Source organism: Streptomyces sp. Tue6028, assembly GCF_002300165.1.
In the GTDB taxonomy this organism is placed as follows: Bacteria; Actinomycetota; Actinomycetes; order Streptomycetales; family Streptomycetaceae; genus Streptomyces; species Streptomyces siamensis.
On the sequence record NZ_MLCE01000009.1, the window covers coordinates 58,878 to 84,510 of the forward strand.

The following is a 25,633-nucleotide window of genomic DNA, read 5'->3' on the forward strand; positions in this document are numbered from 1 at the left end:
GGTGGTGCTCGGTCAGGCCGTGGGCCAGGTGATCCAGGACTCGGGGACCGCGTCGTCGAGCCGGCGCACGTCCCGGGGCGCGAGCACCCCGCGACGCAGCAGCGCGGCGGCGACGAGACGGGCCACGGCGATCGCGCCGGGCGGGTTGAAGTGTGTGTTGTCCTGTTCGGTCGCGGTCCAGTTGAAGTACTTCTTCGTCTCCTCGGCACCGAGGCGCTGCCACAGGGCGAGGGACAGCGCCTGGATGTCGAGCAGTGCGACGTGCTCGTCCGCGGCGAGCGCGCGCATCGACGCCGGATAGTCGCCGTGGGTCGGCACGGCGTTGCCGTCCGCGTCGAACTTCCTGCGTTCGACGGGCGTCGCGAGCACCGGACGCGCGCCCCGGGCCCGCGCCCCGTCGAGGTACTGACGCAGGTGGTCCTGGTACGTCGTCCAGGGCTCGGTGTAGCGGGTGGGGTCGGCGCTCTTCTCGTCGTTGTGGCCGAACTGGACGACGAGGAGATCGCCGGGGCGGATCGCGTCGAGGATGACGTCCAGCCGGCCCTCGTCGATGAAGCTCTTCGAACTGCGGCCGTTCACCGCATGGTTCGCGACGGCCAGACCGTCGTGCAGGAAGAACGGCAGGGCCGTGCCCCAGCCGGTCTCGGGCGCCGCGTCGGCGTACTTCTGGGCGGCGGTGGAGTCGCCGGCGATGTAGAGGGTGCGGCGCCGGTGCGCGGCCCGGGCGGTGCCGGTGGCCGCGAGGGCGAGCGGGACGGCGGCGAGCGCCGCCGAGGTGACCTGTCTTCGGCTGAGGGACATCTCGTCGTGCCTTTCAACAGGGGGTGGGAAACGCGCCCCCGACAGGGGCGCGAGGCACTGCGCGACCGGCCGGCCCGACGGCCGGACGACGGCCGCGCAGTCGCATCACCGCGCGTTCGGGCGGGTCATCCGTGGTTCTTCTTCCAGTCCGCCTGCGCGGCGTTGAGCTGGTCGGCCAGCGTGTCCAGGAACTGCTTCGCGGTCATCTTGCCGAGCAGCAGCTTCTGGAAGTTCGGCTCGTTGTCGGCCTTGGAGATGGTGTTCCAGTCCGGCAGGTAGTACGGCAGCTGCACAATCTTGGTGCCGGTCCCGTTGAGCGCCTCGGCCGCCAGCTTGGTCGGCTCGGCCTGCTGGATCCATGCGTCCTTGGCGGCGTCGGTGTTCGCCGGCACCTGGCCCGCGGACTCGTTGAACTTGGAGTTCTCCTCGGCCGAGAGCGCGAACTCGATGAACTTCCAGGCGGCGGCCTTGTTCTTGCTCGACTTGAACAGGCTCAGCCCGTCGACCGGGTTGGACACCTGGACGCGCGTGCCGTCGTCCTGCGTCGGGTTCGGGATGCCGCGGAACTTGTCCGCGCCGAGGGCCTTCAGGTGGTCCTGGTAGGAGCCGAGGTTGTGGCTGAGCATGCCGATGGTGCCGCTGTCCCACTGGGCGACCATCTTGGTGAAGTCGTTGTTGACGTCCGCGGACGGGGTGTCCTTCTTGTACAGGGCCACGTACTTCTCCAGCGCGGCCACGTTCTTCGGATCGTTGACGGTGGTCTTGTCGCCGTTCCAGAACGAGGTGATGCCGGTCTGGCCGTACACCGCGTCCAGCGCCGGCGCGATCGCGCCCTCGCCGCCCCGGATGGTGAAGCCGAACGCGTTCTTGCCCTTGGCGGTGAGCTTGTCGGCCGCCGAGTAGAACTTCGACCAGGTCGTCGGGGCGTCCAGACCGGCCTTCTCGAACAGGTCGGTGCGGTACCACAGCGTGCCGTTGTTGGCGGAGGTCGGCACCTGGTAGAGCGTGTCGCCGCCGCCCGCGGCCCGGCTGCTGTCGAGCAGGTTCTTGCTGAGCCTGCCGTTCAGCGCGCTCTTCTCGACCCGGCTGTCCAGCGGCTCCAGCGCGCCCTGGACCGCGACCTCGGCGAGCATCGCCGTGCCCACACCGCCGACGTCGGGCAGGCCGCCGCCCTGGATGGCGGTGTCGTACTTCGACTGGGCGCTCGCCGCGGGGATGCCGACGTAGTTCACCTTGATGTCCGGGTACTTCTTCTCGAAGTCGGCGATGATCTGCTTCCAGATGTCGGTGCGGACACCGCCGTTGTTGTCCCAGAAGGTGATCTCGCCCTTGCCGGAGCCCTCGCCGCCCTTGTCACCGGCCGAGCCACTGCCGTCGTCGCCGCAGGCGGTGGCGGTCAGCGCGAGCACGGAACCCAGGGCGACGGCCGTCGCGGCACGCCTGCTTCTACGGATGCTGATCTTCATTGGTCGGCTCTCTTCTTCTGGATTCAACGGGGTTGTGGGGTCTTGTGGATGTGCGCCGACTGCGGTGTCGCCGCACCGGTGTGCGTGCATCGGGAGCGGCCCTCAACGGGCCGCGGTGACACGGAACTGCGTGAACGTGGCGGCGCCGGCATGACCCGCGCCCGCCGGGGCGAGCGCGAAGAGCCCGAGCAGGGCCCCGACCCAGCGCCAGGGCGTGGCGGCGAAGACCTGTCCCGAGGACTCCCGGCCGTCGCCCACGTCGTACGAGAAGCGGCAGCGCGCGCCCGCGCCGATCTCGATCCACAACCGGGCCCACCCGTCGGGTGCCACCCGGGAGTGCGCGGCGTCGCGCTCGTACTCGGCGGCCGACTCGGCGAACCGGTGCACGAGCCGCACCGATCCATCGGCCTCCCGCTGGAGCCCGATCCAGCCGAACGCGTCCCCGAGCACCGCGAGTCCGGCCCGGGCGCCCGGCTCCTCGCTGTCGAGCCGCAGCCCGACCTCGACGCAGGCGGCGCCGCCGGGCAGCCGCTGGGTGAGCACATGCGGCAGCCTGCGCAGGTCGTGCGCGTCGGCCGTGCGCACACAGCTCAGCCGCAGCCCGTCCCCGGAGTGCTGCGTGGCCCAGCCGTCCTGCGGGTTGGCCGTCCACTGCCACTGGCGCCCGAAGCGGCCCCCGGGGAAGTCGTCGTCCGTGGCGGGCGCGGACGGCGGCTGCGGCGGCAGAGCGGGCTTTCGGTGCACGGCGACCGGGGCACCCCTGTCGCCGATCACCGGCCAGGCTCCGCCGGCCGGCGTGCCGTCCTCCTCCCAGCGCATCGGCTGGAGGTGGACGACCCGCCCGTAGGGGCCGCGCTGCTGGAAGTGCACGAACCAGTCCTCGCCGCCACCGGTGCGTACCCAGCCGCCCTGGTGCGGGCCGTTGACGTCGGTGTCGCCCTGCTCCAGGACGACACGCTCCTCGTACGGCCCGAAGAAGTCGCGTGAGCGGAGGACGCCCTGCCAGCCGGTCTCCACTCCCCCGGCGGGCGCGAAGATCCAGAACCAGCCGTCGTGCCGGTAGAGCTTCGGGCCTTCGAGGGTGAACCAGCCGGGGATCCGGTCGGCGTCGACGACGACCTTCCCCTCGTCGAGCAGGCCCGTGCCGTCGGGGCGCATGCGGTGGCCCGTGAGCCTGTTCTTGATGCCCGAACGGGACTTGGCCCACGCGTGCACGAGATAGGCCTCGCCGGTCTCCTCGTCCCACAGCGGACAGGCGTCGATGAGCCCCTTGCCCTCCTTGACCAGGTGCGGACGGGTCCAAGGACCCCGGATCTCGCGGGCGTTGACCTGGAAGACGCCGTGGTCGGGGTCGCCCCAGAAGATCCAGAAGCGGTCGTCGTGGTGCCGCAGCGACGGGGCCCACACCCCGCAGTCGTGCCGGGGGGTGCGAAAGCCCGCCGCCGGCTCCAGGCGGGGCAGGGCGTGTCCGACGAGCGTCCAGTTGACCAGGTCGCGGGAGTGCAGCAGCGGCAGGCCCGGAGCACGGCCGAAGCTGGAGGCGGTGAGGTAGAAGTCGTCGCCGACCCGCAGGATGTCGGGGTCGGACCAGTCGGCGTCCAGGACGGGGTTGCGGTAGGTCCCGTCACCGAGGTCGGCGGAGGGCAGGGCCATCAGGGACTCACCGCCTTGCGGACGAGCGCGGCGGCCTCGGCCCGGTCGAGCCGGCCGTCGGCGACGACGGTGACGATCCGCCGCACGAACGTGTCACCGGCGGCGACGGGCAGCCGCTCCTCGTGGGCGAGCGAGGAACCCACCCCCGGGTACTCGGCGGTGCGCACGAACCACGGGTCCTGACGCGTCGCCGCGGTGGCGCCGGCGAAGACGAGCGTCCAGGTGGCGCCCGCGAGGGCGAGCCAGTCGGCGCGCCGGCCGTGCACCGCGGTCACGTCCTCGGCGTCGGCGGTGAACACCCGTGGTGTCTCGGCCTCCTTGCGGGCGCGCCAGAAGAAGCCGCCGTAGGCCGCGCCGGGCCGCCCGTTGGTGGCCGGGCTGCCGATGGTCAGCGTGCCCCGGGTGGTGTTCGTCAGCGAGAAGGTGAAGTCCAGTGCCCAGGCGGACCCGGTCAGTGCGGTGGTCGCCACCGTGCGCCGCTCGCGCAGCAGTTCGCCGCCCGCGGCCACCCAGCGCAGCTCCTCCACGAAGCCGTCGGGGTCGCGCAGCTGGAAGGCGGTGTGCCGCTGAGCGCCGTGGTTGTCGAGTTCGGTAGGACCCCGGTCGCGGACATAGGTGCGCCCGCCCCAGAAGTTGTGCCCCTCGACGTCGGGTACGGCGACACCGACGCCGAGGTGGTGTACGTGGTCGGCGGGGCTCAGCTCGGTGACGGCGGTGCCGGCCAGTGTGGTGACGGGGTGCAGGTACGGGCGCGGCGACAGCCGGGCCGGCAGTGCGGGCCGGGTGAAGTAGCGGCCGACGGGGCGGCCCGCCACGCGCAGGACCAGCGACTCCTCGTTCATCCGGTGCTCACCTCCTTCGGCGGCGCCCAGACGGCGCCCAGCTCGGAGTAGAGGGCGAGGGTGTCGGCGGCCGCCGCGACCAGGCCGTCGACGCCGCGCACGACCCGGCGGTTCTCTCCGGGCACCCGGGTCCAGCTGTCCTCGGGCAGGGCACGCGGATCGGGCGCCTGTCGAATCGCTTCAACGACCTTCATGAAGGCACCCGTCGACTCGGGTGTGACCAGCAGGTCCGTGCCGTCCGTCAGATGGGCGACCAGGTTCTCCAGCAGGTCCGTCCGGCCGAAGTCGGTCTCCTCGGGGCCGTGCCCGGAGCGCTGCACGAGAACGCGGTCCTGCTTGTACCAGAAGGTGATCCGCCCGGCGCTGCCGTGCACCACGACGTACGGTTCGTCGGGGCGTTCGGCGCACAGGGTCGCGGCCACGGTGATCCGGCCGCCGGCCGTGGTGACGCGCACGCACGAGGTGTCGTCGGACTCGATGTCGTTGGCGCGCAGCAGCTCGGTCTCGATCCCGGTGACGTCCTCGGCGCGGGTGGCACCGTCGAGGGCGAGCGCCGTGGCGACGGCGTGGGCGAGGGGGTTCGTCAGCACGCCGTCGACGACGTCCACGCCGTTCAGGCGGCGCTTGCCCGCCCACGGCGCACGCCGGTAGTACGCCTCGCCCCGTGCCCACGCTCCGGCGCCGCCGATCCCCAGCACCCGGCCGATCGCACCCTCGGCGATCAGTTCCCGGACGGCGGGCACGGCGTGCGAGCCGAGCGACTGGAAGCCGATCTGGCAGGCGACGCCGGCCGCGGCGACCCCGTCGGCCATCCTGCGGAACTCCGCGTACGAGGGGGCGGGCGGCTTCTCCAGCAGCAGGTGCACGCCCTTGCCCGCGGCGGTCAGCGCCAGGTCGGTGTGGGTGGGGATGGGGGTGCAGATCACGGCGATCGCCGCGCGGGTGGAGTCGAGGAGGGCACCGAAGTCGGCGGACTGCTGGACCTGCAGGCCGCCCAGCTCCGCGTCCGTGAGCGGGTTCAGCTCGCAGATACCGGCGAGCCGTACGAGGCCCTGGTCCTGAAGACGGCGGATGTTGCGCAGGTGCCAGTCGCCGTGGCCGCGGGCGCCCGCGAGGACGACGGGCAGCGGCAGGTCCCGGGCGGGCGGGTTCGTCGGCCCGCCGACGGCGGACGCCTGAGGCTGGTGGCTCATCCCTTCACCGCCCCCGCGCTGAATCCCGTGATCAGCCACTTCTGGATGAAGGCGAAGACGATGACGACGGGGACGGCGGCGATGATTCCGCCGGCGGCGAGCGCGCCGAGGTCGACACTGTCCGAGCTCATCAGGGTGTTGAGGCCGACCGGGATGGTCTGCTTGCCCTGATCGCTGAGGAACATCAGGGCGAACAGGAAATGGTTCCAGGCGTGCACGAAGGCGAAGGAGCCGACGGCGATCAGGCCGGGCCGCAGCAGCGGGAGCACGACGATCCGGAAGGCCTTGAAGCGGTCGCAGCCGTCGACCCAGGCGGCCTCCTCCAGGGAGTACGGCACGTTCCTGATGAACCCGCTGATGAGGATCATCGACAGCGGCAGCTGGAAGACCGTCTCGGCGATGATGACGCTGCCCAGCGAGTTGATCATCTGGAGCTTGGCGAAGATCTGGAAGAGCGGCACGAGGAGCAGCGCCCCCGGCACGAACTGGGAGCACAGCAGCGCCAGCATGAAGCCGCGCTTGATCCTGAAGTCGAAGCGGGCGAGGGCGTATCCGCCGGCGAGGGCGACGACGGTGGTCAGCACCAGGGTGGCGAGCGCGATGAGCACGCTGTTCTGGAAGTAGGTCCCGAAGCTGCGCTCGGTCCAGACCTTGTCGAAGTGGTCGAAGGTCATGGGCCACGGGACGAGCGAGGTGGAGCCGGCGGGGCGGAGCGCGAACAGCAGGATCCAGTAGAAGGGGACCAGGGTGAAGAGCAGGTAGACCGACAGCGGGAGGTAGATCTGCCAGCGGGGCACCTCGTCCCAGGCCCGCCTGGTCTTCTGGAGGGTCGGCCGGGGTTCCTCGGCCGCCGGTGCGGGTGCGGCCGGAGCGATCGTCCCGGCGTCCTTGGTGATCACTTGTCCCCGCCTCCGAACTTGCTCAGTCGCAGGTAGACGATCGAGCAGAAGAGCAGAATCACGAACGCGACCGTGGTCAGGGCCGACGCGTAGCCGAAGTTGTGGGCGTCGACACTGGTGTTCGCGATGTAGAGCGGCAGTGTCGTCGTCTCGCCCGCGGGGCCTCCCCCGGTCAGCGTGTAGAGCAGGTCGACGTTGTTGAACTCCCACACCGCGCGCAGCAGCGTGGACAGGACGATGGCGTCCTTGAGGTGCGGCAGTGTGATGTGCAGGAACTGCCGGACCCGGCCCGCGCCGTCGACCTCGGCGGCCTCGTACAGATCCTTGGAGACGGACTGGAGGTCGGCGAGGATGAGGATCGCGAAGAACGGCACGCCGCGCCACAGATCGGCGACCACCGCGGCCGGGAAGACGGTGGAGGTGTCGGAGAGCCAGCTGGTGCCGTACTGTCCGATGCCCGCGTCGGCGAGGTAACGGGTGATGCCCGTCTGGGAGTTGTAGAGCAGCACCCAGATCGCGGAGGTCAGCACGCCGGAGACGGCCCACGGTGAGAAGACCAGCGCGCGGCCGACCGCCCGTCCCACGAAGGTCTGGTTGACGATCAGCGCGAGCGCCAGGCCGAACAGCAGCTGGAGGCCCACCTCGACGACGACCCACTTGGCGCTGAAGGTCAGCGTGTCCCAGAACTGGGGGTCGTCGGTGAAGGCGTGCACGAAGTTGTCGAAGCCCGCGTAGCCGTTGCGCCAGGGCTTGGTGGGGTTGTAGTTCTGCAGGCTGTAGTAGAAGACGCTGATGACGGGGTAGGCGATGAAGCCCAGCATCAGCAGCGCCGCCGGGGCGATCAGCAGGTACGGGAGCCTGTGCGGCGTCGCGGAGGCACGGCGTCGCCGGGCCGGCGCGGGCGGTTTCGCCACGGCTGCGGCTTGGGCCATGACTGTTCTCCGTTCGCTTGCGGTGGGTCTGTTCGGTGGGTGCCCGGTCGTTCACGGACTGTGCAGGAAGCGCTTGCTCCATGCATCTGGTTGAAGCGCTTCGCGGATCTCGTTCGGGATGTCGGCCGTGCGGACGTGCGGTCCGGGGACCCCGGGTGCGGATCGGGGTCCCCGTGTGCGGGGGCGGGCATCCCCGCCCCCGCTCGGGGTCACCCGGCGTACGGGTCCGGCACCTTCCCCGGCCTGGCCAGGAACTCGAAGTCGCAGCCGGTGTCGGCCTGCGTGATCTGGTCGTTGTAGAGCGCGCCGTAGCCGCGCTCGTACCGGGCGGGCGGCGGCGTCCACCGCGCCCTGCGGTTCTCCAGCTCCTCGTCGTCCACGTGGAGCCGAAGGGTGCGGGCCTCGACGTCGAGGGTGATCGTGTCACCGCTGCGCACCAGGGCGAGCGGCCCGCCGACGTACGACTCGGGCGCCACGTGCAGCACGCACGCGCCGTAACTGGTACCGCTCATCCGGGCGTCGGAGATCCGCACCATGTCCCGGACGCCCTGCTTCAGCAGGTGGTCGGGGATGGGCAGCATCCCGTACTCGGGCATGCCGGGGCCGCCCTTGGGGCCGGCGTTGCGCAGCACCAGCACGCTGTCGGCCGTGATGCCGAGCCCGGGGTCGTTGATGGTGCGCTGCATGGTCCGGTAGTCGTCGAACACGACCGCGGGACCGGTGTGCTTGAGCAGGTGCGGCTCGGCGGCGATGTGCTTGATGACGGCGCCGTCGGGGCAGAGGTTGCCGCGCAGCACGGCGACCCCGCCCTCCGAGGCGACCGGGTTGTCGCGGGTGCGGATGACGTCGTCGTTGTGCACGCGTGCGCCGTCGAGCTGTTCGCGCATGCTGTCGTACGACACGGTCGGCCGGTCGAGATGCAGCAGGTCGGTGATCCGCGACAGGAACCCGGGCAGGCCGCCGGCGAAGTGGAAGTCCTCCATCAGGTACTTCCGTCCGCCGGGCCGGACGTCGGCGAGCACCGGCACGGTCCGCGCGATGCGGTCGAAGTCGTCGAGGGCGAGGGGAACCCCGGACCGACCGGCCATGGCGATCAGATGGATCACGGCGTTGGTGGAGCCGCCGAGCCCGAGGACGGTGGTCACCGCGTCCGCGAAGGCGTCGGCCGTCAGGATGTCGGACAACTTGCGGTCCTTGCGGACGAGTTCGACGATCCTGAGCCCGGACGCGGCGGCCATCCGATCGTGTCCGGAGTCGACGGCGGGGATGCTCGACGCGCCGGGCACGGTGACGCCGAGGGCCTCGGCGGCAGCGGTGAGCGTGGACGCCGTCCCCATGGTCATGCAGTGCCCCGGCGACCTGGCGAGCCCGCTCTCCAGTTCGCTCATCTCGCAGTCCCCGATGAGCCCGGCGCGCTTGTCGTCCCAGTACTTCCACATGTCCGTGCCGGAGCCGAGGACCTCGTCGCGCCAGTGTCCGGGGAGCATCGGCCCGGCGGGCACGAACACGGTCGGCAGGTCGACGGAGGCCGCGCCCATCAGCAGGGCGGGAGTCGACTTGTCGCAGCCGCCCAGCAGCACCGCGCCGTCGACCGGGTACGACCGCAGCAGTTCCTCGGTCTCCATCGCGAGCATGTTGCGGTAGAGCATCGGGGTCGGCTTCTGGAAGGTCTCGCTGAGCGTCGACACCGGGAATTCGAGCGGGAAACCGCCGGCCTGCCACACTCCGCGCTTCACGGCCTGCGCGCGGTCGCGCAGGTGCACGTGGCAGGGGTTGATGTCGCTCCAGGTGTTGAGGATCGCGACGACCGGCTTGCCGAGGTGCTCCTCGGGCAGATAGCCGAGCTGCCGCGTCCGGGCCCGGTGGCTGAACGAGCGGAGCCCGTCCGTGCCGTACCACTGGTGGCTTCTGAGGTCTTCCGGGCGCTTCATATGGACCACCCCGCGGCGATGGCCGCCACTTCCGCGCGCTCGGGTGCGGGCAGCGGCTTGCTCGGCGGGCGGACGTCACGGCGGCACAGGTCGAGCGAGGCCAGCGCCTCCTTGACCACGGTGACGTTGTTCGCCGAGCCGTTGGCCGCGCGCAGCTCCTCGAAGCGGCGGATCTGTTCCCAGACCTTCATGGCGGCCGGATAGTCCCCGGATCGAAGCGCTTCGATCATGTTCAGGGAGACCGCCGGGGCGACGTTGACGAGCCCCGAGGTGAAGCCGGTGGCACCGGCCGAGAAGTACGAGGGCGCGTAGGGCTCGGCGAGTCCAGCCACCCAGACGAAGCGTTCGAGTCCGGCGTCCCGCGCGAAGGCGGCGAAGCGCGCGGCGTCCGGCACGGCGTACTTCACCCCGATGACGTTCGGGCAGACGTCGGCGAGTTCGGCCAGGCGCGCGCCCTCCAGGAGCGGGTTGCGGAGGTAGGGGACGACGCCGAGCTCGGGCACGGCCTCGGCGATGGCCCGGTGGTAGTCGACCCAGCCGCCCTCCGAGACGTACGGGTGCACCGGCTGATGGACCATCACCATCTGGGCGCCGAGCTGCCGTGCGTGCCGTGCCGAGGCGATCGCGGTGGGCACGTCGTGTCCGACGCCGACGAGTATGGCGGCCCGGTCCCCCGCCTCCTCGACGGTCAGCTCGGTGACGAGTTGCCTCTCCTCGGGCGTCAGCGCGTAGAACTCCCCCGTGTTGCCGTTCGGTGTCAGGGTTCTGACTCCGCCGTCGAGCAGCCGGCGCAGCAGGGCCCGGTGAGTGTCGCGGTCGATCGTGCCGTCCTCGGCGAACGGGGTCACGGGGATCGCCACGACCTCGGCGAGCGCCGCCCGCTGGGTCTCGTACGTCGCTGTCATTCCTGTCCATCCTCTTCCTGGCCCTGGGGGAAGGCCCGTTGCACGAACGACGCGATGTGGGCGTGCAGCGCCCCGGCCGCGCCGTCGGCGTCACCGTCGAGGGCGAGCCGCAGGATCTCCCGGTGCTCGCTGGCCTCGCGTTCCCAGGACGGGTTCGCGGCCCAGGCGACCGTGGAGACCAGGGCGGCCTGGTCGCGCACCTCGTCGAGCATCCGGCCGAGCAGTGGATTGCCGCAGGGCACGTACAGGGCGCGGTGGAACTCCCGGTTGGCGAGCGAGCGTTCCGCGGTGTCGGCGGCCTCGTCGGCGCGGGTCAGCGCGTCTCGCGCGGCGTCGAGGGAGGCCCCCCGGCGAACCGCCCGGCGCAGTGCCTCCGGTTCGAGGAGCAGCCGCACGTCGTACACCTCGCGCGCCATGTCCGCATCCACCATGCGCACCGTGACGCCCTTGTACTGGCTCATCACGACAAGACCGGTACCGGCCAGTGTCTTGAGCGCCTCGCGCACCGGTGTCTTCGACACCCCGAACTGCGCGGCGAGCTCGGTCTCGACCAGGGCCTGTCCGGGCGTCAACTGCCCGGTGAGGATGCGGTGTTTGATCCCCTCCAGCACGAATTGCGTGCGGGACGGGATCGGGGTGGGCACAGAGGTCATGCGCGCCTCTCGGATCTCACGTGTCGGATCGCGTGTATCGGATCTCGCGTATCGCGTCTCATATATGACGTACGAAGTACGACGCGATGAAGGTAAGAGCGGTGCCGTGTTTCGTCAACGCTTCGGACAAAAGAAGTTGGGGTGACCGGCGGGGTGGGGGCGGCGCCCGGCGAGTCGGGGTGCGTGGCGCACGGGCTGTTCAGGGGTGCGCGCCGCGGCCGGACTCACCGGTGCGTACGGACTGTTCAGGGGTGCGCGCCGCGGCCGGACACACCGACGCGCACGGGGTGTTCGGGTGCGCGTCTTGGCCGGACACACCGGTGCGCACGAGATGTTCGCGTGCGCCTCCCGGCCGGACACACCGACGCGCACGAGATGTTCGCGTGCGCCTCCCGGCCGGACACACCGACGCGCACGAGATGTTCAGGGGTGCGCCTCCGAGGCGGAGGCACGGCCGGTGTGCGGTCAGAAGGCTCGGGTGCCGCCCTCGCGGGCGGTCGCGGTCCGGCCGCCGAAGGCGTCCGCCGCGCGCGCTGTCGCCGTCTGCGGCGTCAGCGTCGGCCCCACATGGGTGACGAGCAACTCGCCCACCCCGGCCCGTCGGGCGACCGCGCCGGCGTCCTCCGGCGTGAGGTGCACCGGGCGTTCGCTTTCGCCATGCCGGTCGATGTCCGCCTCGCACAGGAACAGGTCCGCTCCGGACGCGAGTTCGTCGAGCGCGGGGCACGGCCCGCTGTCTCCGGAATAGGCGAGGACGCTGCCGCCGCACTCGGCCCGCAGCCCGTAGGCCTCGACGTCGTGCACGACGGCCCTCGTCCGCAGCACCAGTTCGCCCACGCGCTCCTCGTGGCCGTCGTACAGGGGCCTGAAGTCGAACACCCCTGCCATGAAGCCGGGATCGGGCTGCCCGAAGAAGCCGGCGAGCCGCCGTGCGAGCTCCGGCGGCCCGAACACGGGCAGGGGCGCGGCAAGCGTGAGCCCTCCGTAGGCGAACCCGTACAGGGCGGCCGTCAGATCGGCGTAGTGATCTGCGTGCAGATGCGAGACCCATATCGCGTCCAGCCGCGTCGGATCCGTGTGCCTCTGCAATGCGGCGAAGGTCCCGGGCCCCGCGTCGACCCACACCTCGGCGCCCCCGCCCCGCAGCAGATGGCCGGAACAGGGGCGGCCAGGCTGCGGGTGCGGAGAGGCGGTGCCGAGGACCGTGAGGGCGATGGCCATGCGGGGAGCGTACGCGCGGGCCGCGTTGCAGGGGCCGGCTTTTCCCCCGGGACCGCCGCACGCGGGGCCGCGCCTGCACGGGGCACGCGCCGGGGCCGACGGTGCCGGGCCGGCGTGTCCCCCCGGACGCCAGAGGCCGGCTCGCGGGCGCCCGGTGCGAGCGCGCTACGCCTTCCAGCCGGGGTCGCGGCCGCTCAGCCCGAGCACCCGGTCGAGGAGCGGCGCGTCGTCGGGCACCGGCACCACGGGACCGAAGATGCCGCCGCCCCTGCTCGGATCCTCGGCAGCGGCGGCGAGGAACCCGTACGACGCCTGGAGGGCGACGGGGTCCGGCTCGTACGCCTGGCCGGTGGCGCGGGCGAGGTCCCAGCCGTGCACCACCAGTTCGTCGGCGGCGACGGCGGCGGCCACCGCGCCCGGCAGCGGCACTCCGCCCGCCCGGGTCTCGCCCGTCCAGGCCGCCGGGTCCCGCCAGGCCTCGGCGAGCTCGTCGAGCGCCATCGGCAGGGTCTCCCGCCAGCCGGCCTCGATGTCCGGCAGCGAGGTGTCGGGGCTGCTGTCCGTCGTGGGACCCAGGTCCTTGCGGCCCGCGTCGCGGAAGGCCACGGACAGTCCGGCCAGATGTCCCAGCATGGTGTGCACCGGGTACCTCGGACAGGGCGTCTCGTTGTCGAGCTGCCCGTCCATCACGCCCTCCGCGAGCCGCGCCACGATCAGGGCCTGCGGCCCGAGGTCGAACATCTCGACGGTCATCCACTTCTCCTCAGCATTCGTGTCCACTGACGGATGGACCGGAGTCGCGCCCGAAACTCATCGGCCGCTCGCCGGCCCGGCCCGCGCAGGCCGGACCCTAGGGCGATCGCCCGATCCCCGGGCAGCCGCCTTAGAACCACGATCACCGGCCATGACATGGACAGTGACCCGAGTGCTGAGCGACCGCAACGCGGCGCTCTACCTCACCGGAGCGGTGATCTCCGGTTTCGGATCGTCGGCGATGTGGCTGGTCTGCGGCATCTGGGTCAAGGACCTGACCGGTTCGGACGGCCTGGCGGCCCTGTGCGTCTTCACGCTGTGGGCCCCGACGCTGATCGGCCCCGCGCTCGGCACCCTCGCCGACCGCACCCGCCGCAGACCGCTCCTGATCGCCTCGAACCTGGCCCTCGCCGCGCTGCTGCCCCTGCTGCTCACCGTGGACGCGCCGGACCGCCTGTGGGTCCTGTTCGCGGTGCTCCTGATCTACGGCGCGACCGGGGTCGTGCTCGACGCGGCCGAGTCCGCCCTGCTCGCCTCCGCGGTCGGCACCCCGCTCCTCGGCGACTTCAACGGTCTGCGCATGGCGGTCAACGAGGGCATGAAGCTGGTCGCCCCCCTCACCGGGGCCGGCCTGTACGCGGCGTACGGGGGAGCGCCGGTCGCGCTGCTGGACGCGGTGACGTTCGCCTCGGCGGCGGGCGTGTTCGCGCTGCTGCGCGTCCGCGAGACCCCGCCGCCCAAGGGGTCGACGGAGGGGTGGCGGGCCCGCACGGCGCTGGGCGTGCGTGCCCTGTGGCGCCACGGCGAGCTGCGGGCCCTGGTCGTGGCCGGGGGCACGACCATGCTCTTCGCGGGCCTGAACGGCGCGACGGTCTACGCCGTGGCCGAGGGGCTGGGGCACTCCCCCGCGTACGTGGGCGTGCTGTACGTCGCCCAGGGCGTCGGGTCCATCGCCGTCGGACTGGCCTCCGGGCCGCTCCTGCGCCGTCTGGGCGAACGGCGGTTCGCCGGGTACGGGATCGCGCTCACCGCCGTCGCGGTCGCGCTGCGCGCGGTCCCCTCCGACGCCGTGGTGCTCGGCTCGTGCGTCGCCGTCGGTGTCGGACTGCCGTGCGTCCTGGTCGCGGCGTACACCGCGATCCAGCGGGAGACCCCCGGTCATCTGCTCGGCCGTGTCACCGCGACGGCGGGCACGCTGCTGTACGCGCCCAACGCCGTGGGGCTGGCCGTCGGTGCGGGGCTGGTCGAGCTGGTCGACCATCGGGTGCTGCTGGTGGCGCTGGGGGTCGCTCGTCTGGTCACGGTGGGGCCGTTGCTGCGGCGGTCCGGGGCGCCGGTGCGGGGGTAGGACCGGGTGGCTCGCCCCCTTCGCCCCTGCCCGTCCCGACACCCCGGGGGGTGCCACCCCGGCCCCCCGCTCCGGCTGCCCGAACGGCCTCGCCCTCGGACGCCGGACGGGCTGCGGCACTGCCCGCTAGATCAGCCTCGCCAGCGCCTCCCGTACCGCGGCCAGGTCCGCGTCCGACGCCAGCCCGGCGTGGTAGAGGCGGAGTTCGGTCGCGCCCAGCGCCGCCGCCCGCTCCGCGTCCGCGGCGAGCGTCCCCGGGTGTCCGCCCATCCCCGACACGACGGTGAAGTTGGCGGCCAGCACGCTCTCCCGGCCGGCCGGGCGGGCCTCGGCGAAGGGGGTGAGCAGCCCCGCGCCGCCGGTGCACGGGACGACCACCCCGTCCGCCACGGACAGGACGCGTGCGGGATCGACACCGGCGTTCGCGCCGCAGTGGTAGGACACCGGGTCCGCGTGCAGCAGCACCTGGAACCCGTCCGGCGCCGCGGCCCGCACCGCCGCGACCGCCGCCTCCTGGAGTTCCCCGGCGACCGCGTCGCGCCACGCGCGCGTGCCCGCCGCCGCCTGAGCTCCGAGCAGCTTCTCGACCCCGGCCCAGCCGCCGTCCGACGGCGCGCCGCGCCACACCGCGTCCAGCGCCTCCCGTACGGCGGTCGGCAGCCGCCCTGCGTCGAGGCCCTGTCCGGCGTAGCCGTCGAGGCACGCCGGGCAGAAGCACAGCGACATCAGGTACTGGCCGGCGTCGCCGAGCGCCACCCCGCCGATCTTGTCGTGTGCGTGCAGGTGGGCCAGCCCGTACCAGCCGAGCGACTCCAGCTCCGTACCGCGCGCTCCGGGGCGCACGGCGGCCTCCGCGGCGAGGTCGACGAGGTAGGCCCGCGTCGCGGGCTGCGCGACGCATGGTGCCCAGGGGTAGCGGTCGCCGTACGCGTTGACGACGGATGTCGACGGATGGTCCGCTCCCATGCGGGAGTTGTGCGCGAGGACCACCCATGTGTGGACCTCCAGGCCGGCGCCGGCGAGCTCGGCGGCGGCCGTCCCGAACGCGTCCCCGGGCGCCCAGTCGCCGGCCGCGTACGGCCGCGGGGTGCGCCCCTGCCAGCGCGCGTCGTCCGCCGGGTACAGCACGGCCGCGTGCGAGGCGGTGACGACGCGGTGCCGGGGATGCCGGGGCGTCAGGGCCCGCGTGGAGTGGTAGGCGGAGGCGAGCGTGACCTGCCGGACGCCGAGTCCGGCCGTGCGCGCGGCGGCCTCCGGGTCTCCGTTGACGTCCCACGGGTAGAGGAAGGCGGACGTCTTCACAGGCCCTCCTCCAGCAGCGCGAGGCCGCGCTCGATCAGCTGTGCCAGCTGCTTGACGTGGTCCTCGGCCGGTTCCTGCAGCGGCGGCCGTACCTCGCCCACGTCCAGGCCCCGCAGCCGTACGCCCGCCTTGACGAGTGCGACGGCGTAGCCGCGGCCCAGTGCCCGCAGGTCGACGAAGGGGCGGTAGAAGCCGTCGAGCAGCCGGTTCACCGTCTCGTCGTCCCCGGTGTTCAGCGCGCGGTGGAAGGCCTGCGCGATCTCGGGGGCGAAGCAGAACACCGCGGACGAGTAGAGCGTGATGCCCACGCCCCGGTAGGCGAGCCCGGTCAGCTCCGCCGTCGGCAGTCCGTTGAAGTACAGGAAGTCCCCCGGGGCCTCGCTGCGCACGGCACTCACGATGCGCTGCATCAGGTCGAGGTCGCCGAGCCCGTCCTTGAAGCCGATGATGCCGTCCGTGCGGGCCAGTTCGACCACGGTCTCCGGCGTGAAGACGGCGTTGTCGCGCTGGTAGACGACGATGTCGAGCGAGGTGGCGGCGGCGATCTCCCGGTAGTGCCGCAGCAGTCCCTCCTGGCCGGCCACGACGAGGTACGGCGGCATGGCGAGCAGCCCGTCGGCCCCGGCGGCCTCCGCCAGCCGCGCGTAGCGGACGGCCAGCGCGGTCCCGTACCCGGCGCCCGCGACGACGGGCACGCGACCCGCGGCCGCCTCCACCGCCGCCCGCACGCACGCCTCGAACTCCTCCGGCGTGAGCGCGTGGAACTCACCCGTGCCGCAGCAGGCGAAGACGGCCGCGGCTCCGGCCTCGACACCGCGCCGCACATGTGCGCGGTAGACGTCGAGGTCGACGGAGCCGTCGGGGCGGTACGCGGTGACGGGGAAGAACAACGGCCCGCTCGGGATACTCAGTCGAGCGGCGAGAGGGGCTGAGGTCACGGGCTCTCCCTAGACAGGTGCTCACCGGTGCACGTTTCTGATCCACGTCTATATTTCTGAACGCGCCCACGCTAATTCGCGACCTCAGGACGGGTCAAGCGCGCAAACCCGCAACACCGCAGCGGATTCGCCACCTCCGCGCGACACTTGACGGGGCAGGTCGGCACTCCCTAGCGTGTCCACGGATGTGAATGTCGTACATGAATACGGCCGCCCGTCGTGGCACATCGCCCCGCACCGAGGAGACACCCGCATGCCCGCTCCCCGCACCGTTCTGCTCACCGGCGCCGCCGGCGGACTCGGCACCCTGATGCGGGGACTGCTGCCGGAGTACGGCTACGAGCTGCGCCTCCTCGACCTGCTGCCCGTCGAGGGCGAGCCGGACGCGATCACCGCGGACCTCTCCGACCGGGCGGCGCTGCGCGAGGCGGTCCGGGGCGTCGACGCGATCATCCACCTCGCGGGGATCTCCCTGGAAGCCTCCTTCGACAAGATCCTCAAGGCGAACATCGAGGGCACGTACAACCTCTACGAGGCGGCGCGCGAAGAGGGCGTACGCCGGATCGTGTTCGCCTCCTCCAACCACGCGGTGGGATTCACCCCGCGCCCGCGGGGCGAGGACCCGCTCATCCCGATCGACACGCCGCGCCGCCCCGACACCTTCTACGGACTGTCCAAGTCGTTCGGCGAGGACCTCGCGCAGTTCTACTGGGACAAGCACGGCCTGGAGACCGTCTCGGTGCGGATCGGCTCCTGCTTCGCCGAGCCGACGAGCGTGCGCATGCTCTCCGTCTGGATGAGCCCGGAGGACGGGGCCCGCCTCTTCCACGCGGCACTGACCGCCGAGGACGTGCGGCACACCGTCGTCTACGGCTCGTCCGCCAATACCCGTCTGTGGTGGGACCTGTCGACCGCGCGGGCTCTGGGCTACGAGCCGCGGGACGACTCCGAGCCGTACGCGGAGAAGCTGATCGCCGAGCAGGGCGAGCTCGACCCGGACAACCCGGACCACGCCCACCTGGGCGGCCACTTCACCACCCGCCCGCCGATCTGGCCGCACTGACGGCGGCCCGGCACGGCGGCACAGGACGACGACCCGGGAGCGGGCGGGCACCGAACGGGCCCGCCCGCTCCCGCGTTCGGGCACGCACCCTGCCCGATCCCTCTTCGGCTCCCGCTCCACCCCAGGTCCGCCGCGGGCAGCCGTTGCGCGAAACGGGCACGACCGGGCACCATCGGGCACGCAACAGGCCTGGTCAGTGGCGAAAACCCGCTGTAGAACTTCCCTCAAGGGCCCGCCGGGCCCGAACGGGCAGTGTGCGACGGAGCGCGAGGGAGCGGGTGACGGCCATGACGGCGATGACGGCGGAGGAACGGCAGCGCGAGATCGTCCGGGCCGCACGCCGCGCGGGCTCGGTCGACGTCACCGCGCTCGCCGCCGAACTGGGCGTCGCCAAGGAGACCGTACGGCGCGATCTGCGCACCCTGGAGGACCACGGCCTGGTGCGTCGCACCCACGGCGGCGCCTATCCCGTGGAGAGCGCCGGCTTCGAGACCACGCTCGCCTTCCGCACCACGAGCCATGTGCCCGAGAAGCGCCGGATCGCGGCCGCGGCGGCCGAACTGCTCGGGGACGCCGAGACCGTGTTCGTCGACGAGGGCTTCACCCCGCAGCTCATCGCCGAGGCACTGCCCAGGGACCGGCCGCTGACGGTGGTCACCGCGTCCCTGGCCACTGCCGGCGCGCTCGCCGAGGCGGACCACACCAGCGTCCTGCTGCTCGGCGGCCGGGTCCGTCCCGGGACGCTCGCGACCGTGGACCACTGGACGACGAAGATGCTCGCCGGCTTCGTCATCGACCTCGCCTACATCGGGGCGAACGGCATTTCCCGCGAGCACGGCCTCACCACCCCCGACCCGGCGGTCAGCGAGGTCAAGGCGCAGGCGATCCGGGCCTCCCGGCGCACCGTCTTCGCGGGCGTGCACACCAAGTTCGGTGCCGTCAGCTTCTGCCGGTTCGCCGACGTCACAGCCCTGGAGGCGATCGTCACCAGCACGCTGCTCCCGGCGTCCGAGGCGCACCGCTACTCCCTGCAAGGCCCCCAGGTCATCCGAGTCTGAGAACCCAACCCACCCGCTCTCCCCCGCCCCCGCCCTCCCCTCATCACATCCAGAAACCCAACCGACCCTCCCCAGGGGCCCGTCCGCACCCGGTCGCGCCCTTTATCTCCCCATACGTCCAGGAGTGATCCATGCGAACCCCGAGCCGACGGAGGCCGCGCGCGCTGCTCGCCGCGGTCGCCGCAGGGACGCTGCTCACCCCGCTGCTCTCCGGCTGCTGGACCGGAGCGGGCGGCGCGGGCTCCGGAGGCAACTCCATCAACGTCCTGATGGTCAACAACCCTCAGATGGTGGAGCTCCAGAAGCTCACCAAGGCGCACTTCACCGAAGAGACCGGCATCAAGGTGAACTTCACCGTGCTGCCGGAGAACGACGTGCGCGACAAGATCAGCCAGGACTTCGCCAACCAGGCGGGCCAGTACGACGTCGCCACACTGAGCAACTACGAGATACCGATCTATGCCAGGAACGGCTGGCTGCACGAGATGGACTCGTACGTGCGCGACGACGGCGCGTACGACGAGCAGGACATCCTGAAGCCGATGCGGCAGTCCCTGACGGCCGACGACGGCAAGCTCTACGGGCAGCCGTTCTACGGCGAGTCGTCCTTCCTGATGTACCGCAAGGACGTGTTCGCGAAGAAGGGGCTCACGATGCCCGCGCATCCCACCTGGGAACAGGTGGGCGAACTGGCCGCACAGGCCGACGGCGCGGAGTCCGGCATGAAGGGCATCTGTCTGCGCGGCCTGCCCGGCTGGGGCGAGCTGATGGCCCCCCTCACCACCGTCGTGAACACCTTCGGCGGCACCTGGTTCGACAAGGACTGGAAGGCCCGCCTCGACTCCCCCGAGTTCGAGAAGGCGACCAAGTTCTATGTGAACCTCGTCCGCGAGCACGGCGAGTCGGGCGCGGCCCAGTCCGGATTCGCCGAGTGCCTCAACAACATGACGCAGGGCAAGACGGCCATGTGGTACGACGCCACGTCGGCCGCCGGCCTGCTGGAGGCGGCCGACTCCCCGGTCAAGGGCAAGCTCGGCTACGTCCCGGCGCCGGTCCAGAAGACCGACTCCTCCGGCTGGCTCTACACCTGGGCGTGGGGCATGCAGAAGGCCTCCCACAACTCCGACAAGGCCTGGAAGTTCATCTCCTGGGCGTCCAGCAAGCGGTACGAGCAGCTGGTCGGGGACACCACCGGCTGGTCCAACGTCCCGGCGGGCAAGCGCGCCTCGACCTACACGAACGCCGCCTACCGCAAGGAGGCCGCCGCCTTCCAGGACATGACCCGCGAGGCCATCGAAGGGGCCCGGCCGCGCGACCCCGGGGTGCAGCCGCGTCCCGCGCCCGGCATCCAGTTCGTCGGCATCCCCGAGTTCACCGACCTCGGCACCAAGGTCTCGCAGGAGATCAGCGCGGCCATCGCCGGACGCCAGTCCGTCGACTCGGCCCTGAGCAAGTCCCAGAAGCTCGCCGAGAAGATCTCCAAGGAGTACGAGGGACGATGACCGCCACGACGACGGCCCCCGTGGCCGCGACTCCCGTACGCACCCTGCGCAGGCCGTCCTCCCGGCTGCGCGCCTGGGCCACCCGCGCCCCGCTGCTGCCCGCCCTGATCTTCATGATCGCCGTGACCCAGCTGCCCTTCGTGGCCACGCTGGTGATCTCCTTCTTCGACTGGAACGCCCTCTACCCGAAGGCCCGGCACTTCACCGGCCTCGGCAACTACTCCGACGTCCTGACCGACGCCGACCTGCGGCACTCGGTCTGGACGACGATCGTGCTGACCGTCACCGTGGTGCTGGTCAGCCTGATCGTGGGCCTCGGCCTCGCCCTGCTCCTGGACCGCAGGTTCCGGGGCCGCGGCATCGTCCGCACCCTGTTGATCGCGCCCTTCCTGGTGGTCCCGGTGGCGGCGGCACTGCTCTGGAAGCACGTGCTCTACAACCCCGAGTACGGCCTGCTCAACGGGCTCCTGCACATCGTGGGCGGCCCCCAGCCGGACTGGATCTCGAACACCCCGCTGCTGGCGGTCGAGGCCTCCCTGGTCTGGCAGTGGACACCGTTCATGATGCTCATCCTGCTGGCCGGGCTGCAGAGCCGCGACCATCAGCAGATCGAGGCCGCGCGGGTGGACGGCGCGAGCGACTGGCAGATCTTCCGCCACCTCACCCTCCCCCACCTGCGCCGCTATCTCGAACTGGGCGCACTCCTGGGGTCGATCTACATCGTGCAGAACTTCGACGCGGTCTTCACCCTCACCTCCGGCGGCCTGGGCACCGCGAACCTGCCCTACACCGTCTACCAGAGCTTCTACCAGGCCCACGAGAACGGCCTCGCGTCGGCCGCGGGCGTCCTGGTCGTCATCGGCTCGATCATCATCGCGACCTTCGCCCTGCGCGTGGTGTCGTCCCTGTTCCGCGAGGAGGTGTCCCGCGCATGAGCGCCACCGCCGTACCCGTACGATCCCGCCGCACCCGCGGTCCCCGCCGTACCGTCCGCGCCCGGGGTGCGGGCCTGGGCCTGGTGGCCTGGCTGGCCGGAGTCGTCTTCTTCCTGCCCATCGCGTGGATGGCCCTGACGTCCTTCCACTCGGAGTCGGACGCCGCGACCAACCCTCCCTCCCTGGGCGCCGCACTCACCCTGGACGGCTACCGCGAGTTCTTCGGCACCGGAGGCGGTGCGAGCCCGTGGCCCGCGCTGGTCAACTCCACGGTCGCGTCGCTGGTCTCCACCCTCTGCGTCCTGCTGCTGGCCCTGCCGGCCGCGTACGCGCTGTCCGTCCGGCCGGTGCGGAAGTGGACCGACGTCCTGTTCTTCTTCCTGTCGACGAAGATGCTGCCGGTGGTCGCGGGCCTCCTGCCGATCTACCTCTTCGCCAAGAACACCGGGATGCTGGACAACATCTGGCTCCTGGTCATCCTCTACACCTCCATGAACCTGCCGATCGCGGTGTGGATGATGCAGTCCTTCCTCGCCGAGGTGCCGGTCGCGGTGATCGAGGCCGCGCAGATCGACGGCGCCAGGCTGCCGACGGTCCTGGCCCGCGTGGTCGCCCCGATCGCCCTGCCCGGCATCGCCGCGACGGCACTCATCTGCTTCATCTTCAGCTGGAACGAGCTGCTCTTCGCCCGGGTGCTCACGGGGGTGGTCGCGGAGACCGCGCCCGTCTTCCTGACCGGCTTCATCACCAGCCAGGGACTGTTCCTGGCGAAGGTGTGCGCCGCGTCGCTCGTCATCTCCCTGCCGGTGCTCGCCGCGGGGTTCGCCGCCCAGGACAAGCTGGTCCAGGGCCTGTCGTTGGGAGCCGTGAAATGAAGGCCGCCGTCATCGAGTCCGTGGGCAAGGCCGTCGTCGCCGAGGTCCCGGACCCGACGCCAGGCCCCCGCGAGGTCGTCGTCGAGGTCGCCGCCTGCGGCCTGTGCGGCACCGACCTGCACATCCTCCAGGGCGAGTTCGCGCCCGAACTGCCCATCGTGCCCGGCCACGAGTTCGCGGGCGAGGTGGTCGGTGTGGGCAACCGGGTCACGGAGCTCGCGGTCGGCGACCGGGTGGCGGTGGACCCCTCCCTGTACTGCTACGAGTGCCGGTACTGCCGCACGGGCCACAACAACCTGTGCGAGCGGTGGGCGGCGATCGGCGTCACGACGGCGGGCGGCGCCGCCCAGTACGCGGTGGCACCCGTGGCCAACTGTGTGAAGCTGCCCGAACACGTCCGCACCGAGGACGCCGCCCTCGTCGAGCCGCTCTCCTGCGCGGTCCGCGGCTACGACGTGCTGAACGCCCGTCTCGGCGCCCATGTGCTCGTCTACGGCTCCGGCACCATGGGCCTGATGATGCTGGAGCTCGCCAAGCGCACGGGCGCGGCGAGCGTGGACGTGGTGGACGTGAACCCGCGACGACTGGCCACGGCCCGGCAGCTGGGCGTGTCGGCGGCCGCGGCGGGGGCCGACGAACTGGACCGCCCGCAGGGCTGGGACGTGGTGATCGACGCGACGGGCAACGCGGCGGCGATCCAGGACGGCCTGGACCGGGTGGCGAAGGCGGGCACCTTCCTCCAGTTCGGCGTGGCCGACTACGCGACCCGGGTCACCATCGACCCCTACCGCATCTACAACCAGGAGATCACCATCACCGGGTCGATGGCGGTGCTGCACAGCTTCGAACGGGCCGCGGAACTGTTCGCCACGGGGGTGCTCGACCCTGACGTGTTCATCAGCGACCGGCTGCCGCTGACGAGCTACCCGCAGGCGCTGGAGCAGTTCGCGAAGGGAGTGGGGCGCAAGATCGTCGTGGTTCCGTAGCCGCCCTCGTGTGGATGCGGGACGGTCCGGGCCCGGAGCGGTACGACGGGTCCGGACCTGGGCGGTCCGGGACGCACCGAGGCGGACGGACGCGGCCGGAAACGGGCCGCTCCTTACGCGCTCGGACGACGCTGACGGGACCGACGGGACGGGTGGGACCGACAGGACCGACAGGACGGGTGAGGCAGACGGGACCGGGTGGGGCCGACGGGACAGGCAGGGCCGAAGCGACTCACGAGTCCGACGAGGCCGCTTGAATCATTCCTTGGGTAAGGGAACGGTAAAGCGGCCCCGCTCGTTATCCCCGGCATGACAGCTATGACCCCCGGCTCGAACATCCCTCTCCCCGTCTCCCGCGTGACGGTGGACGTCACCGCCCCGGTGCGGCTCGACGTTTCGGGCCTGCTGCTCACCGCCGACGGCAAGGTGCGCTCCGACGACGACTTCATCTTCTACAACCAGCCCGCGGGCCCCGGTGTGACCTACCGCTCCGGCGGCGGCACCGCCCCGGACGCGATCACGGTCGACACGACCGCGGTCCCCCCGGGCATCGAGAAGATCGTCGTCACGGCCAGCCCGGACGCGGCGGGCCAGACCTTCCAGGGCATCGAGCCCACCGCCACCGTGCGCAATGCGGACGACAACGCGGTCCTGGCCACCTTCACCCCGCCCCGCCTGGGCACGGAGACGGCCCTGGTGGTCATGGAGATCTACCTGCGCAACGGCGCCTGGAAGGCCCGGGCGGTCGGCCAGGGCTATGCGAACGGCCTGGCGGGCATCGCCACCGACTTCGGCGTGACCGTGGAGGAACCGGCACCGGCCCCCGCTCAGCCCATCGCCCCGCCGCCCGCGCCGCCCGTCACCCCGCCGGCCCCGCCGCTGGACCCCCGGACGGCCGCCGCCCCGCCCGTCCCGGCCGCTCCCCCGGCTCCGCCCGCCGCCGCGCCCGGCAGCGGAAAGATCAATCTCGACAAGGGCCGGGTCAGCCTCCAGAAGAACCAGACGGTCTCCCTGGTCAAGGGCGGCCGTCCGCTCCTCTCCCAGGTGAAGATGGGCCTCGGCTGGGAGCCCGCGTACCGCGGCAAGGACATCGACCTGGACGCCTCGGTCATCGCGTACGGCCCCCAGCGCAACCACATCGACAGCTGCTACTTCGGCAAGCTCTCCATCGTGAACGGCGCGATCAAGCACTCCGGTGACAACCTCACGGGCGAGGGCGGGGGCGACGACGAGGTGATCGTCGTGGACCTCGGCCGCCTGCCCCAGGAGGTCACCGGCCTGGTCTTCACGGTGAACTCCTTCTCCGGCCAGAAGTTCACCGAGGTCGCCAAGGCCTACTGCCGTCTCCTCGACGCCGCCACCGGCGAGGAACTGGTCCGCTTCGACCTCACCAACGCCGAGGCCCAGACCGGCGTCATGATGGCCAAGCTGATCAAGCAGTTCTCCGGCGAGTGGGAGATGACGGCCATGGGCGACTTCGTCAAGTCCCGCACGGTCCGCGGCATGGTGAAGCCGGCGGCCCAGGCGCTCTGACCCACCCCCCGGCCACGCCCTCGAAGGCAGCGGACGGGCACATCCGGGAACACAAGTCGCAGACGGCGGTGGTGACTTCGGGTCACCACCGCCGTGCCGTGTGTTCTGCTCCCCGGCCGGGTGCCGGTGCCGCCCGCCCCCTCCAGGGACGCAGGCCCTCCGTCGGGGACGCAGGCCCTCCGTCAGGGACGCAAGCCCTCCGTCAGCAGGGACAGATAGCGCCGGATGTGCTTGCCCTCGCCGTTCGCCAGTTCCGACGCCGTGGCCACGCCGTGGGCCAGGCGCAGGATGTCGATCGACTCCACGTCGGCGCGCAGGGTGCCCTCCCGCTGAGCCGCGCCGACCAGGCGGGCCGCGGCCCCTTTCACCGAATTGCCGCAAGCCGTCACCACGGCGGAGCTGCCGTCGGTGACCGCCGATCCGAGGAGCGCCTTGAGGCCGCGGACCTGGATCATGCCTTCGCTCAGCTCGTTCAGCCACTCCACCAGCGCCGCGCCGGGCGGGAGTTCGGCGGCGAGAGCGTCGGCGCGGGCCGCGATCTCCTCGATGCGGTCGACGTACACGGCCTCCAACAACGCCTGCCGGTTGGGGAAGTGCCGGTACAGCGTCCCGGACCCGACGCCGGCGCGTTTGGCGATGTCGTCGAGGGACGCGCTCTCCCCGTGCTCGGCGAAGGCGAGCGCCGCCTCCTTCAGGAGTCGCTCGTAGTTCCGCCGCGCGTCTGCCCGCATCGGCTTGACCTGCGCCATTCAGATACTCCTTGCCAACCGGGGACCGTCTCCGTATCTTAACGAGGACTAAACGGAGACAGTCCCCGCTTATCTTCGCGGGCGGTCGGTGCTGC

At 71.6% G+C, this 25,633-nt stretch carries 23 protein-coding genes; 8 read left to right on the forward strand and 15 right to left on the reverse strand.

What is annotated here, in order from left to right; genetic code table 11:
- Window positions 1-12: 12 nt before the first annotated feature.
- The 12 genes from BKI49_RS07815 to BKI49_RS07870 all read right to left on the reverse strand — a co-directional run bounded on the left by BKI49_RS07815 (window position 13) and on the right by BKI49_RS07870 (window position 13,249).
- Window positions 13-801 (reverse strand): rhamnogalacturonan acetylesterase, encoded by a 789-nt coding sequence (locus tag BKI49_RS07815; protein WP_095933475.1) that lies wholly within the window; start codon window positions 799-801, stop codon window positions 13-15.
- 125 nt (window positions 802-926) lie between these two features.
- A complete protein-coding gene (locus tag BKI49_RS07820; protein WP_095933476.1) occupies window positions 927-2,267 on the reverse strand; it encodes an ABC transporter substrate-binding protein in 1,341 nt (446 codons plus the stop codon).
- A gap of 102 nt (window positions 2,268-2,369) precedes the next feature.
- A complete protein-coding gene (locus BKI49_RS07825) occupies window positions 2,370-3,920 on the reverse strand; it encodes a glycoside hydrolase family 43 protein (protein ID WP_095933477.1) in 1,551 nt (516 codons plus the stop codon).
- Window positions 3,920-4,762 carry a DUF6807 domain-containing protein gene (locus BKI49_RS07830; RefSeq protein ID WP_095933478.1) on the reverse strand — a complete coding sequence of 281 codons (843 nt, stop codon included), beginning with the start codon at window positions 4,760-4,762 and terminating at the stop codon, window positions 3,920-3,922. Before BKI49_RS07830 ends, BKI49_RS07825 begins: the two co-directional genes overlap by 1 nt.
- The gene (locus BKI49_RS07835) at window positions 4,759-5,955 is read right to left on the reverse strand and encodes a Gfo/Idh/MocA family protein (RefSeq protein ID WP_095933479.1); all 1,197 of its coding nucleotides are present in this window, start codon (window positions 5,953-5,955) and stop codon (window positions 4,759-4,761) included. Before BKI49_RS07835 ends, BKI49_RS07830 begins: the two co-directional genes overlap by 4 nt.
- Window positions 5,952-6,854 carry a carbohydrate ABC transporter permease gene (locus BKI49_RS07840; protein WP_095933480.1) on the reverse strand — a complete coding sequence of 301 codons (903 nt, stop codon included), beginning with the start codon at window positions 6,852-6,854 and terminating at the stop codon, window positions 5,952-5,954. Before BKI49_RS07840 ends, BKI49_RS07835 begins: the two co-directional genes overlap by 4 nt.
- Window positions 6,851-7,786, reverse strand: a complete 936-nt coding sequence (locus tag BKI49_RS07845) for a carbohydrate ABC transporter permease (RefSeq protein ID WP_028803372.1) — start codon at window positions 7,784-7,786, stop codon at window positions 6,851-6,853. The genes BKI49_RS07840 and BKI49_RS07845 overlap by 4 nt, the downstream gene beginning before the upstream one ends.
- 209 nt (window positions 7,787-7,995) lie before the next feature.
- A complete protein-coding gene (araD, locus tag BKI49_RS07850; RefSeq protein ID WP_095933481.1) occupies window positions 7,996-9,717 on the reverse strand; it encodes an L-arabinonate dehydratase in 1,722 nt (573 codons plus the stop codon).
- Entirely contained in the window at window positions 9,714-10,622 is a 909-nt protein-coding gene (locus BKI49_RS07855; RefSeq protein WP_095933482.1) for a dihydrodipicolinate synthase family protein, read from the reverse strand. Before BKI49_RS07855 ends, araD begins: the two co-directional genes overlap by 4 nt.
- On the reverse strand, window positions 10,619-11,275 hold the full coding sequence (locus BKI49_RS07860) for a GntR family transcriptional regulator (protein ID WP_095933483.1): 657 nt from the start codon (window positions 11,273-11,275) through the stop codon (window positions 10,619-10,621). Before BKI49_RS07860 ends, BKI49_RS07855 begins: the two co-directional genes overlap by 4 nt.
- A 465-nt stretch (window positions 11,276-11,740) precedes the next feature.
- Window positions 11,741-12,496, reverse strand: coding sequence for an MBL fold metallo-hydrolase (locus tag BKI49_RS07865; protein ID WP_095933484.1), 756 nt, complete (start codon window positions 12,494-12,496; stop codon window positions 11,741-11,743).
- Window positions 12,497-12,661: 165 nt separating this feature from the next.
- Window positions 12,662-13,249: a TIGR03086 family metal-binding protein gene (locus tag BKI49_RS07870; protein ID WP_095933485.1), complete on the reverse strand. Its 588-nt coding sequence runs from the start codon at window positions 13,247-13,249 to the stop codon at window positions 12,662-12,664.
- A 151-nt stretch (window positions 13,250-13,400) separates the two neighbouring features.
- On the opposite strand from BKI49_RS07870, the gene BKI49_RS07875 reads away from it, so the two are divergent.
- Window positions 13,401-14,597 carry an MFS transporter gene (locus tag BKI49_RS07875; RefSeq protein WP_095933486.1) on the forward strand — a complete coding sequence of 399 codons (1,197 nt, stop codon included), beginning with the start codon at window positions 13,401-13,403 and terminating at the stop codon, window positions 14,595-14,597.
- Window positions 14,598-14,723: 126 nt separating this feature from the next.
- Here BKI49_RS07875 and BKI49_RS07880 read toward each other — a convergent pair whose 3' ends face one another.
- Entirely contained in the window at window positions 14,724-15,899 is a 1,176-nt protein-coding gene (locus BKI49_RS07880) for a hypothetical protein (RefSeq protein WP_095933487.1), read from the reverse strand.
- Window positions 15,896-16,837: a 5-dehydro-4-deoxyglucarate dehydratase gene (locus BKI49_RS07885; protein ID WP_095933488.1), complete on the reverse strand. Its 942-nt coding sequence runs from the start codon at window positions 16,835-16,837 to the stop codon at window positions 15,896-15,898. The genes BKI49_RS07880 and BKI49_RS07885 overlap by 4 nt, the downstream gene beginning before the upstream one ends.
- 253 nt (window positions 16,838-17,090) lie before the next feature.
- On the opposite strand from BKI49_RS07885, the gene BKI49_RS07890 reads away from it, so the two are divergent.
- From BKI49_RS07890 to BKI49_RS07920, 7 genes are all read left to right on the forward strand, one after another.
- A complete protein-coding gene (locus BKI49_RS07890; protein ID WP_095933489.1) occupies window positions 17,091-17,900 on the forward strand; it encodes an NAD-dependent epimerase/dehydratase family protein in 810 nt (269 codons plus the stop codon).
- Between the two features lie 287 nt (window positions 17,901-18,187).
- Entirely contained in the window at window positions 18,188-18,958 is a 771-nt protein-coding gene (locus BKI49_RS07895) for a DeoR/GlpR family DNA-binding transcription regulator (RefSeq protein ID WP_095933490.1), read from the forward strand.
- 131 nt (window positions 18,959-19,089) lie between these two features.
- Window positions 19,090-20,460, forward strand: coding sequence for an ABC transporter substrate-binding protein (locus BKI49_RS07900; RefSeq protein ID WP_095933491.1), 1,371 nt, complete (start codon window positions 19,090-19,092; stop codon window positions 20,458-20,460).
- Entirely contained in the window at window positions 20,457-21,395 is a 939-nt protein-coding gene (locus BKI49_RS07905; protein WP_095933492.1) for a carbohydrate ABC transporter permease, read from the forward strand. The genes BKI49_RS07900 and BKI49_RS07905 overlap by 4 nt, the downstream gene beginning before the upstream one ends.
- Window positions 21,392-22,270 carry a carbohydrate ABC transporter permease gene (locus BKI49_RS07910; RefSeq protein WP_095933493.1) on the forward strand — a complete coding sequence of 293 codons (879 nt, stop codon included), beginning with the start codon at window positions 21,392-21,394 and terminating at the stop codon, window positions 22,268-22,270. The genes BKI49_RS07905 and BKI49_RS07910 overlap by 4 nt, the downstream gene beginning before the upstream one ends.
- Entirely contained in the window at window positions 22,267-23,256 is a 990-nt protein-coding gene (locus BKI49_RS07915) for a zinc-dependent alcohol dehydrogenase family protein (protein ID WP_095933494.1), read from the forward strand. The genes BKI49_RS07910 and BKI49_RS07915 overlap by 4 nt, the downstream gene beginning before the upstream one ends.
- 318 nt (window positions 23,257-23,574) lie before the next feature.
- The gene (locus tag BKI49_RS07920; protein WP_179332365.1) at window positions 23,575-24,789 is read left to right on the forward strand and encodes a TerD family protein; all 1,215 of its coding nucleotides are present in this window, start codon (window positions 23,575-23,577) and stop codon (window positions 24,787-24,789) included.
- 182 nt (window positions 24,790-24,971) lie between these two features.
- Here the strand turns inward: BKI49_RS07920 and BKI49_RS07925 are convergent, their stop codons facing one another.
- On the reverse strand, window positions 24,972-25,538 hold the full coding sequence (locus BKI49_RS07925) for a TetR/AcrR family transcriptional regulator (protein ID WP_095933496.1): 567 nt from the start codon (window positions 25,536-25,538) through the stop codon (window positions 24,972-24,974).
- Window positions 25,539-25,633 lie beyond the last annotated feature (95 nt).

Coding starts and splice junctions, on each gene's coding strand:
- BKI49_RS07925 (WP_095933496.1), bottom strand. CDS start 25,538: ATGGCGCAGGTCAAGCCGATGCGGGCAGACGCGCGGCGGAACTACGAG.
- BKI49_RS07875 (WP_095933486.1), top strand. CDS start 13,401: ATGACATGGACAGTGACCCGAGTGCTGAGCGACCGCAACGCGGCGCTC.
- BKI49_RS07860 (WP_095933483.1), bottom strand. CDS start 11,275: ATGACCTCTGTGCCCACCCCGATCCCGTCCCGCACGCAATTCGTGCTG.
- BKI49_RS07825 (WP_095933477.1), bottom strand. CDS start 3,920: ATGGCCCTGCCCTCCGCCGACCTCGGTGACGGGACCTACCGCAACCCC.
- BKI49_RS07910 (WP_095933493.1), top strand. CDS start 21,392: ATGAGCGCCACCGCCGTACCCGTACGATCCCGCCGCACCCGCGGTCCC.
- BKI49_RS07865 (WP_095933484.1), bottom strand. CDS start 12,496: ATGGCCATCGCCCTCACGGTCCTCGGCACCGCCTCTCCGCACCCGCAG.
- BKI49_RS07830 (WP_095933478.1), bottom strand. CDS start 4,762: ATGAACGAGGAGTCGCTGGTCCTGCGCGTGGCGGGCCGCCCCGTCGGC.
- BKI49_RS07895 (WP_095933490.1), top strand. CDS start 18,188: ATGACGGCGATGACGGCGGAGGAACGGCAGCGCGAGATCGTCCGGGCC.
- BKI49_RS07820 (WP_095933476.1), bottom strand. CDS start 2,267: ATGAAGATCAGCATCCGTAGAAGCAGGCGTGCCGCGACGGCCGTCGCC.
- BKI49_RS07835 (WP_095933479.1), bottom strand. CDS start 5,955: ATGAGCCACCAGCCTCAGGCGTCCGCCGTCGGCGGGCCGACGAACCCG.
- BKI49_RS07920 (WP_179332365.1), top strand. CDS start 23,575: ATGACCCCCGGCTCGAACATCCCTCTCCCCGTCTCCCGCGTGACGGTG.
- BKI49_RS07855 (WP_095933482.1), bottom strand. CDS start 10,622: ATGACAGCGACGTACGAGACCCAGCGGGCGGCGCTCGCCGAGGTCGTG.
- BKI49_RS07815 (WP_095933475.1), bottom strand. CDS start 801: ATGTCCCTCAGCCGAAGACAGGTCACCTCGGCGGCGCTCGCCGCCGTC.
- BKI49_RS07870 (WP_095933485.1), bottom strand. CDS start 13,249: ATGACCGTCGAGATGTTCGACCTCGGGCCGCAGGCCCTGATCGTGGCG.
- BKI49_RS07915 (WP_095933494.1), top strand. CDS start 22,267: ATGAAGGCCGCCGTCATCGAGTCCGTGGGCAAGGCCGTCGTCGCCGAG.
- BKI49_RS07905 (WP_095933492.1), top strand. CDS start 20,457: ATGACCGCCACGACGACGGCCCCCGTGGCCGCGACTCCCGTACGCACC.
- BKI49_RS07845 (WP_028803372.1), bottom strand. CDS start 7,786: ATGGCCCAAGCCGCAGCCGTGGCGAAACCGCCCGCGCCGGCCCGGCGA.
- araD (WP_095933481.1), bottom strand. CDS start 9,717: ATGAAGCGCCCGGAAGACCTCAGAAGCCACCAGTGGTACGGCACGGAC.
- BKI49_RS07900 (WP_095933491.1), top strand. CDS start 19,090: ATGCGAACCCCGAGCCGACGGAGGCCGCGCGCGCTGCTCGCCGCGGTC.
- BKI49_RS07890 (WP_095933489.1), top strand. CDS start 17,091: ATGCCCGCTCCCCGCACCGTTCTGCTCACCGGCGCCGCCGGCGGACTC.